10 protein-coding genes and 1 pseudogene are annotated in these 13,547 nt (G+C 58.7%); 6 read left to right on the forward strand and 5 right to left on the reverse strand.

Annotation, left to right across the window (positions count from 1 at the left end; translation table 11 throughout):
• Positions 1-38 precede the first annotated feature (38 nt).
• Together ACZ445_RS12600 and ACZ445_RS12605 are read right to left on the reverse strand one after the other, a co-directional pair.
• Complete coding sequence (locus tag ACZ445_RS12600) at positions 39-2,165, reverse strand: TonB-dependent receptor (RefSeq protein WP_058425723.1); 2,127 nt, start codon at positions 2,163-2,165, stop codon at positions 39-41.
• A 95-nt stretch (positions 2,166-2,260) separates the two neighbouring features.
• On the reverse strand, positions 2,261-2,650 hold the full coding sequence (locus ACZ445_RS12605; RefSeq protein WP_464705260.1) for a DUF2946 domain-containing protein: 390 nt from the start codon (positions 2,648-2,650) through the stop codon (positions 2,261-2,263).
• 93 nt (positions 2,651-2,743) lie between these two features.
• Between ACZ445_RS12605 and ACZ445_RS12610 the strand changes: the two genes are divergently transcribed.
• Entirely contained in the window at positions 2,744-3,181 is a 438-nt protein-coding gene (locus ACZ445_RS12610; RefSeq protein WP_058425721.1) for a DUF3995 domain-containing protein, read from the forward strand.
• 269 nt (positions 3,182-3,450) lie between these two features.
• Here the strand turns inward: ACZ445_RS12610 and ACZ445_RS12615 are convergent, their stop codons facing one another.
• From ACZ445_RS12615 to ACZ445_RS12625, 3 genes are all read right to left on the reverse strand, one after another.
• Positions 3,451-3,861 carry a hypothetical protein gene (locus ACZ445_RS12615; protein WP_464705261.1) on the reverse strand — a complete coding sequence of 137 codons (411 nt, stop codon included), beginning with the start codon at positions 3,859-3,861 and terminating at the stop codon, positions 3,451-3,453.
• Positions 3,862-4,194: 333 nt separating this feature from the next.
• A protein-coding gene (locus ACZ445_RS12620) for an IS5 family transposase (RefSeq protein WP_464708399.1) occupies positions 4,195-5,048 on the reverse strand; the annotation gives its coding sequence in 2 pieces (ribosomal slippage) (positions 4,195-4,700 and positions 4,700-5,048; 855 coding nt in all).
• A gap of 57 nt (positions 5,049-5,105) precedes the next feature.
• Positions 5,106-9,317 carry an RHS repeat-associated core domain-containing protein gene (locus ACZ445_RS12625; protein ID WP_464708400.1) on the reverse strand — a complete coding sequence of 1,404 codons (4,212 nt, stop codon included), beginning with the start codon at positions 9,315-9,317 and terminating at the stop codon, positions 5,106-5,108.
• A gap of 253 nt (positions 9,318-9,570) precedes the next feature.
• Between ACZ445_RS12625 and ACZ445_RS12630 the strand changes: the two genes are divergently transcribed.
• The 5 genes and pseudogenes from ACZ445_RS12630 (at position 9,571) to ACZ445_RS12650 (ending at position 13,388) form a co-directional block, all read left to right on the forward strand.
• Positions 9,571-12,072 (forward strand): TonB-dependent siderophore receptor, encoded by a 2,502-nt coding sequence (locus tag ACZ445_RS12630; RefSeq protein ID WP_464708401.1) that lies wholly within the window; start codon positions 9,571-9,573, stop codon positions 12,070-12,072.
• Positions 12,073-12,152: 80 nt separating this feature from the next.
• Complete coding sequence (locus tag ACZ445_RS12635) at positions 12,153-12,482, forward strand: hypothetical protein (protein ID WP_179030421.1); 330 nt, start codon at positions 12,153-12,155, stop codon at positions 12,480-12,482.
• Positions 12,476-12,604: pseudogene (locus ACZ445_RS12640) on the forward strand (helix-turn-helix domain-containing protein); the annotation flags it as partial. The gene ACZ445_RS12635 and the pseudogene ACZ445_RS12640, both read left to right, overlap by 7 nt.
• A gap of 76 nt (positions 12,605-12,680) precedes the next feature.
• Entirely contained in the window at positions 12,681-13,127 is a 447-nt protein-coding gene (locus ACZ445_RS12645; RefSeq protein ID WP_058427596.1) for a GNAT family N-acetyltransferase, read from the forward strand.
• Between the two features lie 3 nt (positions 13,128-13,130).
• On the forward strand, positions 13,131-13,388 hold the full coding sequence (locus ACZ445_RS12650; protein WP_464705268.1) for a hypothetical protein: 258 nt from the start codon (positions 13,131-13,133) through the stop codon (positions 13,386-13,388).
• Positions 13,389-13,547 lie beyond the last annotated feature (159 nt).

The raw sequence follows: 13,547 nt of genomic DNA on the forward strand, positions 1-13,547 counted from the left end.
GGAGCAAGCCCCCTCCCACATTTAGTTGCATTCCAGGATCAGAACCGGGTCTGTACCGCCAACTCAAAGGTTCGTGGTGAGCCCAAGTAATACGCCGGCGACACATGGGCAAACTCGGCATACACCTCATTCGTCAAGTTGCGCACCCGGCCCGTCACCGAGGTGTGTGAGTCCACCTTATAGCGCAGGAACGTTCCGAACAGCGTGTAGGCCGGCACTGTCTGGGTGTTGGCGTTGTCCGCATACACCTCGGCTACATATCGGGCGTCCACGCCCCCTTGCCAGTCCTCGGCAAAATCATAGGTCAGCCACAGATTCCCCACGCGCTTGGGCACGTTGGTTGGCGTGTTGCCCTTGCGCGAGACCACCGCGCCACTGGCGATTTTCTCGTTGAAGTCATCGTATTCGGCATCCACCCAGGCGAAGTTGCCTTCCGCCAGCAACCTTGGCGTGATGCGCAGCGAGCTGGCCAATTCGATCCCCTTGGATGACTGTGCACCGACCGGAATGCTGTTGGTGGGATCCTGCGGGTCGGTGACGGCAAAGTCCTTGCGCTCGATCTTGTACGCGGCAACGGTGGCCGAACCACGGCCGTCCAGGTAGTCGAACTTGCTGCCCACTTCCCACTGCTTGCCCGTCGAGACATCAAACACTTGCGTGGTGGTATTCGGTTGCTCGGCGGCGGTGCTGTATTGCACATACACATTGGCCGTCGGGATGAACTGGTAGGTCAGGCCCACACGGCCGGTCACCGGCTCCCAGCTACGTTTGAAGTGGCGTGGGTTGGTTGCGGTAATCGCACGGTGGTTGGTTACATTCAGGTCGATGGCGTCATAACGCAGCCCGGTCAGCAGCGACAATTTATCGGTAAGACCCAGGCGATTCTCCACGAACAACGCCTTGGTGGTGACTGCATTGGTCTTGTCCTTGCCGAAGCTCTCCCGGGTTCGCGGGAGGTCAAAGAAATGTCCGGGGTCGAAGTTGTTCGGGTCTACCGTGCTATTGCCTGGCACATTCCACGGAGTGTTGGTGGTGCTGTTGACCTTGTACTCGAAGCCGCCGGACCAGGTGGTCGACAGGCCGAAGAGTTTATCGTCGTGGCGCAGCTCGAACTGGTTGCCGTTCTGTTCGCCCTGATGGCGCACCTGATAGGCGGTCGACCGGTTTACTGCCGTGTTGTTCGCGTTGTACTGATAGGTTTCAAGGTTGCGGTAATCGCGTTGGCTGTCCAAGTGGTAAAGGGTGTTTTTCAGGGTGGTGCTGTCGTTGAGGCGGTAGTCGATGATCGAGCGCGCCCAGAGGGTGCGCTGTTCGTAGCGCCCGTCGGCGACGTTGTAGTTGTTGAAGCGGTTGTGTTTGTCGATCTTCAACTCGCCGGCCTTGGGGTTGAGCACCGGCGTGCCCCAGTAGGGGCTGTCTTCATGCTCATCCTGGTATTCCAGCGCCAGGGTGTGGGACAGGTTGGGCGTGAGGTCGCTGAGCAGCGAAAACGCCAGGCTCCACGCGTCGCGCTGGTCTCGGTCGATGTAGCTGTGGTTGGTGTTGCGGCTCACATCCAGGCGGGCGTAATGCTGCACCTCGGCGCCGGGTTCGGTCAGGGCATGGTTGACGCCGAAGGCTATGCCGGCGGTGTCGTAGGTGCCGTAGGTGAGCTGGCCTTCGGCGGCTTGTTCCTCGCGGGTGGCCAGCTTGGTCACGTAGTTGAGCGAGCCGCCCACGGAGCCTGCGCCGTTGATCAGCGAGGAGGGGCCGCCCACCAGTTCCACCCGGTCATAGATCCACGCATCCACGGGGCGGGCCAGACCGGTGGCGACATTGATGCCGTTGAACATCTGGGTGATCTGGCTGCTGGTAAAACCGCGATAGGAGACAAACCCGCCAAACCCCGGCGGGGCGCTGGCGTTGACGCCGGGCAAGGTGTTGGCCGCGTCGCGGAAGGTCTTGGCGCCATGGCGCTCGATGTCATTGCGATTGGCGATGGCCACCGACGCCGGGGTTTCCCGCACGCTCAAGCCCAACCGCGACGCCACGCCGCTGGATTGATCCAGGGCCAGGCCGGGTTCGGCGGCTTGCTCGCCATCGATGGTGGTCGGGGCCAGCTCAAGGGCCCAGGCGCAGACAGGCAGGCAGCCGAACAGGCCTGCCAACAGGGGTAGATGTTTCATGGTTGAATCCTGAAAAACTTGGCTTGAAAACAACGCACAGGCGCCCGTACTTCCTTGCGGAAACGGTGCTCAGTGCAGATCGGAAAGCGAAGGCATCAGGCGAAGGCAGGCGGCGCGCGCGGATTGGCCGCAGGCCAGGTGAAGCGGGCAGGGATGTCGGCAGCCAGGACAATGGCAGGCGGTGGTGCATGGGGCTGAGGCAACACCGCCACATTCAGGCTGGAACTCAGCGCCGGGCCCATGCCGCCGGTGGAACACAGCGGGCAACCAAACGCCTTGGACAGCGTCGGTAAATTCTCTTCAGTCGAATTGGACGGCTTGGGCGCCTGGGTACGCGGGTCCACCGTACAGAACTGGCCGCCGATGCCATTGAGCTGCATCCCGACCATCTGCCCATGCCCGATACTGCAGGCGAACACATTGAACAGGACGCAGCAGTAGAGCGTCCAGGCAATGAGCGAGCGGTCGGCACGGGCAAGTTTCATGGGGCGGCACTTTACCATCAGCCGCCGACGAAATGCCTGCAAAAAATCTCAGGGCGACTATCCTGTTTCGCACCTTTTCAGGGAGAGCCAGCCATGAGCTTTGTTGTCGCACGATGGATTGTCGGGGTTTTTACCTGCATCAGCATGGTCCACCTGTACTGGGCCGCCGGCGGCAAACTCGGCTTCCAGGCCGCCATTCCCCAACTGCCCGGCGAATTCGCCAACGGACCCAGACCTGCATTCAAGCCCTCGGCATTGGGCACGTTCCTGGTGGCGATGGGGTTGGTGGCCATTGCGCTGTTGGTGTGCCTGCGCGCCGGGTTGTACTTCTCGGCGGTGTCCCACGGGGCGTTGCAGTGGGGCATCAGCGCGATTGCCGTACTGATGTTTGCCCGTGCGATTGGTGATTCGGAGTTGGTGGGGTTCTTCAAGAAGGTCGGTGGGTCGAGGTTTGCGAGGTGGGATACGTATTTTTATTCGCCGTTGTGTCTGGTGTTGGGGGTGGGGTTGTTGGTGGTGGCGTGGGGGTGAGGGCCCGGTTGCTCTTCAGGATGGGCAGTCGTTATTAAAGGTTGAACGAAGTATAAGTTGGACATGGGATCGGGAATTTTCTTAGCTTTTCCTAGGTTCAGATACTCGCCGAATTCATGCGCCAGGTACGCTTTGTCGGTATGTTCTTGTATTTTTGCGGTAGCTCACAGGCGTAAATATATAATCGTCAAAGGCCAAGTTCGTCGACCCTATCATCTACCTGAATGTCACCGGGATATGCCTGTTTATAAGAAGGTTTATTTGGAAGGTTAGAGCTTGGAAAAATATATGTAACCTTCAAAGGATATGCCTGCTATCCAATCCAAACTTTCTTGAGTTATGTATGTATGTTGCGGAATAGTCGAAAATACCTCAAGTGCTTGGGAGAGATGTTTGATGCCTATTGAATAGGCATCATCAGTGGCGTCACCTATGATAATGACGTCAGATTCTGTGGTGAGTTTGATTTCTTCTACAAGTGCATCCATTGATGTTTTTGATGTTGCTACACCCAGATAAGTACTATTTTTTAATAAGCTCCATGCTATGTTAGTCACGGAGAATGGAATGCTCTGACTCATTTTTTCTACCATTAGGTCATGCTTGATTTTTGATAGGGTAATGATTTTTATATTGTTTTTTTTAAAATATTCATTTATCTCGTCGTCAAGGTAGCTCATTTTTTTGCGAACCTTTTAGTTAGCTGAATGACCATTTTTTCGCTTCCTTCAAATGTAAAATGCGGACCATTTTTTTATGGGTCCACACGTTGATATGTGCGCCACTTTTTGTGTCATGTTCAACACGATAGCCGGTTTTTCTGTCGGACGTTTGCATTCCTATAGGTTCACCTATTCTTTTTCCGAATTTTGCTAACTTTGGAATTTCTGCCCGGAAATCATTTTCCGACAACCATGCTAGAGCTTTGTTTAAAGCTTGTTCATAAGTGACTGAGTGAACCGCGCCTCCTATTTCAGGGGGCGCTTCCTCATGCCGTTTCTGTGATTTGCTTCCTAGGTTCTGTACGAAAAGTAATGTCGTAAACACCGCATAGCACAGGCCAGCGAAACCATCGCCGCGTAACTTTTCGCGAGTTTGTCGAAGCGCGTCACGATGCGGCGGTTCTCCTTCAGCCAGCCGAACATACGCTCGATGATATTGCGCTGCCGGTACTTGGGACGGTCAAACAGCCTCGGCAACCCCGGCTTCGGTTTGCGTTTCATGCTGCGTAGAGGAATCACCGGCTGCATCCGATACCGGTCGCAGTACCGGCGCAATGCTTCTGCGTCATAGCCTTTATCCGCCAGCAACCATCGGCAGCGTTTGCGCGGGCGACCGCGCAAGCTGGGTATGTACGCTTTATCGAGCAAGGGCTGGGCGTAAGCGATATCGCTGGCCTGTCCGCCCGATAATAGAAACTTCAGCGGGACGCCGTTGGCATCGCAGAGCATGTGGATCTTTGTGGTCAGGCCGCCCCGGCTGCGCCCGAGCGCGTGATCTCGCGGTTCTTCAGGCCCCCTTTTTTCCCGGCACCAGAAGAGGCCCGGGTTGCTCGTATTGCGGTGGAGTCAATCATCCAGGTCTCCAGATCGATTAACCCTTGCTCGTTGAGCTTGATGTGAAGCCGCTTGAGCATTTGCTCAAACGATCCGCGATTGCGCCAATCACGAAAACGCTGATACACCGTTGACCAGGGGCCGAAGCGCTCGGGCATGTCGCGCCATGCAGCGCCAGAACAGAGTACCCAAAGGATGCCGTTGAGCATCAAGCGATCATCTGTTCGCGGGCGCCCGCTACGCCGGGGCTCGTTGAAGATATCTGCAACCAAATCCCAGGCTGCGTCGGGGAGTTCGTACCGTTTGGCCATCGTGGGCTCCTGCCTTTGATGGTCGCGGACTTTACTGAATCTCAACGATTGTGGAATTTAAATTGATTTCGGCGGATTTCGTACAGAGCCTAGGCCCGGACAATTGCCGCGCTCGCAGGCAAATCCTATGGGGTCTACCCAGCCCGTGGGGTTGGTGGTGTATTGGTAGGCGTTGATCCCACCCGCCAGCTTCACCGGGTCCGGCGTCAGGTAACGCCCAACGTCCGGATTGTAGTAGCGATGGCGGTTGTAGTGCAGCCCGCTTTCCTGATCGAAATACTGACCCTGGAAGCGCAGCGGGTTGTCGACTTTTTCGATGTCGAGGCGGGTTATTTCGCCGTAGGCACGGTAATGCGCAGACCAGACGATTTCGCCATCCGGGGCAGTGAGTTCCTGTGGAGTGCCGAGGTGGTCGAGTTGGTAGTGGTAGGGCTTGGTTTCCTTTGGACCAAAACCTTCCAACAGGGCCAGCGGACGAAAGCTGTCCGGTTCGTAGAGGTAGCTGCGGTGACGGTCCGCGTGGTGTTCGGCGATGAGCTTGTCGCCTTGCCAGAAGAACTCAGTGGTGATGCCGTCGACGGTTTTGCTGATACGCCGCCCAAACGGGTCGTAGCGGTAGCTGGCGGTTTGGCCGTTGGGTTTTTTAATACCGATCAGACGGTGCTGGCAGTCGTAGCGGTATTCGGTGACGAGGGCGTGGCCTTTGCCGCGTCGTTCGCGAATCAGGTTGCCGAAGGCGTCGTAGTCATAGTGGTGGTCGCCCTGGATCATCAGGCGGTTGCCGGCCGGGTCGTGGCCGAAGCGTTCCTGTTCGTCTTGGGTGTGGTCGGCGCGGGTCAGGCGGTTGAGTGGGTCGTAGTGGTAGCGGTGTTCGCCCTTGCGGGTGTCGAGCAGGCGGGTGAGGTTGCCGGATTTGTCGTAGTCGTAGTGGCGTCGGTATAGCGGGCCTTCGGCATCAACGATGCTCTGGTTGAACAGGCGGCCTTGGTGGTCGTGTTGGTAGTGGCTGAGCAGGTTTCCTTGAGCGCGTTGCTGTTCGCGGCCGGCCTTGAACAGGTGTGAGGTGAGTACCGCACCATTCAGTTCGACGTTGGCGAGGTGGCTGCCTTTGTCGTGATTGAAGGTGAGGCGGTTGTTGTCCGGCAGGCGCAGGTTTTGCAGGTGGCCGCAGGCGTCGTAGGCGTAGCGCAGGGTGCCCCAGCCTTGGTGTTCGGCGGTGAGGCGGTTTTGGCTGTCGTACTCGTAGGCCAGGGACCAGTGGCCGTCTTCGACGCTGAGGAGATTGCCCTGGCGGTCGTAGGTGTAATCGACGGTATTGCCATCGGGCAGGACTTTTCTGATCAGGCGCCCGGCATGGTCGCGCTGGTAGCGGGTGACCAGTTGACTGCCGTCATCGCCGTGCTCGGTCTTTTCCTGAAGATTACCGTTGAGGTCGTAGACGTAAGCGGTGCGCTGGCCATCAAACCCGGTTTCCTGCTGGATCAGGCCGTTGTTGTGGTACTGGAGCCGGTAGGTCTCGCCAACTTCGTTTTCGATCTCGGTCAGCAGTAAACGCGCGTTGTCGTAGCGGTACTTGACTTGGCTGCCATCGGCATTGATTCGACGGCTGATCAGGTGCAGGCCGTCGGCGTATTCGTAGCGGGTGATGTGCCCGAGTTCATCGCGCTCGGCGGTGATTTTTCCGTAGGGGTTGTAGCTGTATTCCCTGAACTCGCCGCCTGGCAGCACAACGCGAATCAACCGACCCACGCTGTCCCACTGATACTGGGTCAGTGCGCCGTGTTCATCTTCCCGTGCAATCTGCCGCCCTAGATCGTCATAGCGATAACGCTTGATCCCACCATTGGGCAACTGCTCCTCAAGCAACTGCCCACGCTCGTTCCACACCAGCCGCTGACAGCTGTGATCCGGATACCAAACCCCAACCAGCTGTCCGTATTTGTTGTAGCTGTAGTCAGTAGCGTTGCCATCAGGATCGGTCTTGCGCGTTACATCGCCCTGATCATTGCGCTCATACTTCCAGACGGCTTCACCACGCCGCACCACCCGTACGAACCCGTTGTCATGCTCGTAGGTCGTCGGCTCATCATCTCCCGGAAACACCGCCACCAAACGCCCAGCTTCGTCGTACTGATACGCGGTGATCGCCCCGAGCGGGTCCTGCTCAACCGTCAGCCGGCCTTTTTCATCGTAGGATTTGAAATGCTCGGCACCATCCGGATCAACCCGCTGCACCAGCCGCGCCCGCTGGTCGTGCACGTAGACTTCCTGGCTGCCATCGGCGTTAAACACCGTGACCTGGCCGTTGTCATCCCAGGCATAGCGCGTGTCCATCTGCGAGAAACTGGCCCAATGCCGCACACACCGCGCCGCCTTGCCAGACCTTTCCCACTCCCAGTAGAAACTCGTCCCACCGGCCAAACCGCGCTCAAGAATGACGTGCTGTTCGTCGTACCGATAAACCTCGCGTTCGCCGACCGCATTGGTCGCCGAAACCAGTCGTCCCAAGTCGTCATAGGCGTAGGAAACAACCGTCTGCTCCGTCACCCAAACGAACGGCCCGTCATCCACAACTCGATGAATCTGGTAATCCACCGCCACGATGCGGCCCGACGCATAGCGCAACCACAGCGAACGCCCGACGCCGTTATCCACCCGCTCAACACGCCCCAGAAAATCTCGGGAAATGCGCAGACGGTTGTCATACGCATCGCTGATCGCTGTCAGCACACCGTCGCGGAAGTGGTAGAAACGTGATGCCTGGGCCAGTAACAGTTCATCAGGCAGCGAACCCAGATAGATCGCCGCTTCGGCCAGGCTGTTGGTGATCGCAGGTCGAGAGGCCGTAGGCAAGGGCAGGGTGGTGGAGCGGTTTTCATGATCGGTCCAAATAACCGAATCACCCTCAACCACCAGCCGATGCGCCAGCGAGTGGCTCCAGCCAAACCCCAACCCACCATCCAGTGCCACCGCACTGGTGCGGTACAGCCGGGTCCACTCGAACGACAAAACCCCGTCCAGCGTCCCATCGGTCAGCGTCAGCAACTCCTCGCCAGTGACCATCGACACCGGGCAGCCATTGGTGGCTGTCTTGTCCGCAGGCGCCGCCGCATCCCCATTGGGATTTCGAGCAGAAACCGGCACATCATCCACAGGCTCTTTCTGCTTCAGCACCGCGTTTTGCCGCGCCTTCCAGCGCATCTGCATCGTTCCTTGCTTGAGCCCGTCGACCACCCCGCGAACCGCCACCGCCTTGTAGCGATCCACCGCCTGCATGAATTTGGTCAGAATCGCCAACAGGCCCTTAACAAAACCCACCGCCGCCTCAAGAATCCGCGCTCCATACTTGACCAACCGCAAGCTCAAATACGCCACACCCGCCGCAGGCAAGGCGATGGTCAACACGGCGCCAATCACCAGGTCAATCAGCAGCGACACCACAAACCCTGCTGCTACCTCGGCCATTTCACTGGGCGGTAATGCGTCCAGCCAGAGCATCGCCGTGCGTACCATCAGGTACAGTGCCGCCTCGTCACTGGCCAGCAACATCGCCTGCTCCATGACCTTTGGCGTATCGGTGGCGATTTGTGCCAACCTGGCGGCCTGGTCACCCAACTGCTCGGCGAATTTCAGCGGGTCCTCAAGAATCGCCTGCACCAGCTTGATGCTGTCCCACACGTCGCGAATCGCCGCCCAACTGCCCGCCAATAAGCCACTGCCAATCGCACTGGCGGTCGAGCGCTCCCAATGCGGTTTAAAGCCAGACCACTGCTCCCGAAGCCACTGCTCCAGATCCCTGGTCAACCCGGCGTAAGAGGCAAATAACGCGTCAACCTGTTCCTCGGACACGCCACCCTGCACCCGCACCTGATAGCGCCCGCCCGCCGCACAGTGGTACGAGCCCTTACCCTGTTCATCCAGCATGACCACCGTGGAACTGCCGTCATCCAGCCCGATGACTTCCACCGGGATATTGCCGATCGGCACGTCATACACGGACTCGAACGTGCTCTCGATCTTCAACTCACCGCCCATCGCGCAGCGGGTCACAGTCGAAAAGTCAGTGTCGGAAAGGCTCACCGACCGTTGCGAATCCCCCACCCGCAACACCCGATCCATCCCCAGCAACGACGGCATGTCCGCAGCATGGCTCACTGAATCCAGCGCGCGCGAATACCAGGCGTTCATCTGCTGGCGATAAATCACCAGGCTCTGATGAAAGCCATCCAGCTCCATTTCGATCAGGGCAATGTGGGCAGCGTGGGTCATCCTTGACGTCTCGGCAAAGGGCAAGGCGTCGGAGCATGCCGCAGCAAAATGCGGCTGGATGAACGGTTGGAAAATTCAGAAAGAGCCCACTACGCAGGGGAAAAAACCGCGAAAAATCAGCTCGAAGTGCTACATCGAAAAGCGATAAACCTGATTGTAGAATTGCCCGCCAAATAAAAATCGCTCGCATCCTTGCCCGATTTCCCGACATGGCCGTCATGGTTAATAGAACCTCCCTTACGCAGGATTTCCCATGTCGCGCCTTGCTCGTCCCTTGCACCCACTGGCCTTGTCAGTGGCGATGGCTTTAGCCGCCGTGCCGTTGCTGTCCGTCCAGTCCTCCTATGCCGAAGAGAGCAGCAGCGCGTTGCGCCGTTTCTCGATCCCTGCCGGTGACCTGAGCCAGGCACTCAACAACCTCGCCGAGCAGGCGGGCCTGGTGCTGGCCTTCGATGCGGGCCTGACCCGGGGCAAGCGCAGCAAAGGGTTGAGCGGGCAATACGACACCGATGGGGCGCTGAACCAATTGCTCGCCGGCAGCGGCCTGCAAGCCTTGAAGATCTCCGCCGACCGTTACCGCCTCGAAGCCATCCCGGATAACGGCGGCGCCATGGAGCTGCAGGCCACCACCATCAGCGGCGCGTACCAGAGCGAAAGCCCGACCGGGCCGGTGGCCGGTTATGTGGCCACGCGCAGTTTGTCGGGGACCAAGACCGACACCGCGCTGATCGAAACCCCGCAGTCGATTTCCATCGTCACCAAAGACCAGATGCGTGCGCAGAACGCCGAGAGCCTCAACCAGATCCTGCGCTACAGCGCCGCCGTCATCCCGGAAACCCGTGGCGCCACTGCGTCGCGCCTTGACCAACTGACCATCCGCGGTTTCTCCCCGGCCACCTACCTCGATGGTCTGCGCATGCCGTCGAGCCGTGACGCCTTGCCGCAGAAAGACGCCTTTGACCTGGAACGCGTGGAAGTACTGCGCGGTCCGGCGTCGGTGCTGTACGGCCAGGGGACGCCGAGCGGAGTGATCAACATGGTCAGCAAGCGCCCGTTGGACACGCCGTTTCATGAAGTGGGCGTGGAATACGGCACCTTCAACAAGAAGCGCACTACCTTCGACTTGAGCGGCCCGCTGGATGATCAGGGTGTGTATTCCTACCGCGTGGCAGGGCTTTTCGACGATGCCGATGGGCAGGTGGAACACACCGAGACGCGCCGTCAGTCATTGTCCAGCGCCTTTACCTGGCGCCCGGACGACGCCACTTCGCTGACCCTGCTCGGGCATTTCCAGAAGGACCCCAAGGGTGCGTCCTATGGCTCGGTGCCGGCCTGGGGCTCGGTACTGCACAGCCCAACCGGGCGCAGCATCGATGTGGATTTCTACGATGGCGAAAAGAATTTCGAGAAAAGCGACCGCGAGTACTACTCCATCGGCTGGGCGTTCGAGCATCACTTCGATGACGTATGGACCGTGCGCCAGAATGCACGTTACCTGCGCAGCGAAGGCCAGTACCGCAGCCTCTATAACAACTACCTGATGGCGGATTACCGCACCATCCGCCGCTCGACCATTGCCAGCGATGTCGACCTGGATGCCTATACCCTCGACAACCAGCTGCAGGCCAAATTCGACACCGGCCCGTTGCAGCACACTTTGTTGATGGGGCTCGACTACCAGAACACCAGCACCGACACCAAGTCCGGTTCCGGCGTGTACACCGCAGGCCCGACACTGGACATTTTCAACCCGGTCTATGGCGCGGCCGTCCCGGTGCCGGCCTACACCACCGACGGCACTTCGCGCAGCGAACAGACGGGGGTGTACCTACAAGAGCAGATGAAGTGGGATAAGTGGGTGCTGCTGCTGGGCGGTCGCTATGACTGGGCCAGCACCGATAACAGCACCCAGACCATCAGCACGGGTGCCAAGAGCAAGTCGTCCCTGGACAGCAAGGCGTTTACCGGTCGTATCGGCCTGGTCTACCTCTTCGACAATGGCCTGGCGCCGTATGCCAGCTATGCGGAGTCGTTCAACCCGCAATCGGGCACCGGTTATGGCGGTTCGGTGTTCAAGCCGACCGAAGGCAAGCAGTACGAAATCGGCATCAAGTACCAGCCGCCGGGCAGCAACAGCTTTATCACCGCGGCTATCTTCGACCTGCGTCAGACCAACGTGCTCACCACCGACCCGGACCCCACCCACCTGTGCGGCACCGGGCGCTGCCAGAGCCAGGACGGTGAAGTGCAATCCCGTGGCTTCGAGCTGGAAGGCAAGGTCAGCCTCAACGATAACCTCGACATCACGGCGGCCTACGCGTATCTGGACAACCGCATCAGCAAATCCAACAACACTGTGCGCTATGCGCCCATCAGCGATATCGGCGTAGGCCCGGCCATCGCGGCCGAAGGCACCACCACCTACGGCGTGCCGCGCCACACCGCGTCGGCGTGGGCCGACTACACCTTCCATGACGGCCACCTCAAGGGCTTCGGCGCGGGTGCGGGCGCGCGTTATGTCGGGTCTTCCTGGGGCGATACGGCCAACACCCTCAAGGTGCCGGGCTACACCTTGTTCGATGCGGCCGTGCACTACGACATCCCCAATATCACCAGCCTGAAGGACAACCTGCGCCTGGCGCTCAATGCCACCAACCTGGCGAATAAAGAGTATGTCGCGTCCTGCTACTCCTATTCGTGGTGCTGGTATGGCTCGCAGCGCACTGTGCAGGCGAGTGCAACCTATCAGTGGTGATAAGGCAATTTAATGGCCCCTTTATAAACAAATCCTCGCCAGAATCGCTTTTATTTTCAGGTGGTTAGGTGAGGATGCAAATGCGCAATGTGGGAATCATGCTGATCGCCTGCTCCCTGGCCGGCGGCGCGGCTGCCGTGCAGGCACGGGAGCTGCGCGAGGGTGACAAGTACATGTGCAGTTGGGGCGCGGGCACCGCGGCCAGGGCTCAGGAGTTGAAACTGTCGGGGGTGTCGCTGTATGCGGCACGACAGAAGATCCAGAGCATGAAGTTCAACAAATCCTGGATGCGCATGATGGCCATGGGCATCACCGAACAGACCTACGACAGCCGTTCGCGGCTCAAGCCCGAGGCTATTCGCCAGGGTTTCTATCAGGATTGCGTGCGCTACAAGGTCGCGCGCAAATGATCGGCCCCATTGCGCACCGCTGCGGGTTTACTGATGAAGCGTACTTTTCCCGTTGCTTCCGCAAGGCCCATGGCCTGGCCCCAGGGCAATTCCGGCGCCAGCAGCATGGCGAGTCCTCTTAGGCGGCGGTTTACAAATCCACGACAATCGCTGTGTTTCAATGTGCATACAATTGCGTCCTTCATTGGGGAGGCCAGTATGCAAACGCTTATCCGCGCGGCGACGCAGGACGATGTCGACACGCTCTTCACCCTTCGCACCTCGGTGGTGCAAAACCATCTGAGTGTCGAGCAGATGGCCGAGTTGGGCATCACCCCAGAGGTGCTGGCCGACCGCATCCGCGAAGCCCCCTGCGTATGGATCGCCGAAGTGGATGGCCGGCCCGTAGCCTTCAGCATGGTCGACCTGGCGACCGGCGAGGTGTTCGCGATGTTCGTCTTGCCGTCCCACGAGAACCTGGGGCTGGGTCGTCAGTTGATGGCGGTGGCCGAAGCCGCGCTGTTTGAACACCATGACAGGTTGTTTCTGATCACCGATGGGCGCGACGAAATCCGGGCCAACGGGTTTTACCAACGCCTGGGTTGGACCGTAACGGCGCAGGTCGAGGACGGCGACGTGCGTTATGAGAAGAGCAGGGCGCAGTGAGCCATGAGTCCATCCGAGCCGCCGTCCAACAACTTTCGCTACTTCGTGATCGGAGTGCTTTGCGCGGCGCTGTTGCTGGGGGTCTATTTTGTGCAGCTCAATGCCCAGGTCGACCGCGAGCGGGATGCGACCAATGAGCGCTTGGCACTGTGCCGACAGGTGGAAAGTGTGGCGCGCTCGGTGTTGCCCAATAGCCTCGATACACAAGATGCCTGCGAACAGTTGAGCGAGCGTATATCGAAAAGTGTGGCGTCGCCTTAACTCAATAACCCTTTTTTTACAGTGGAAATAGCACCAGTAGTTGCACCAAAAAGTGGCGCTTATAGGGTTGGCTACCTTAAAAAACGTGTGGTTATTGAATGACTTACAGCGCTTTTAATCCGACGAAAGGATTAAAATAATCTTGTTACAGCTTTTTAC

The sequence above is a fragment of the Pseudomonas allii genome, from assembly GCF_055380095.1.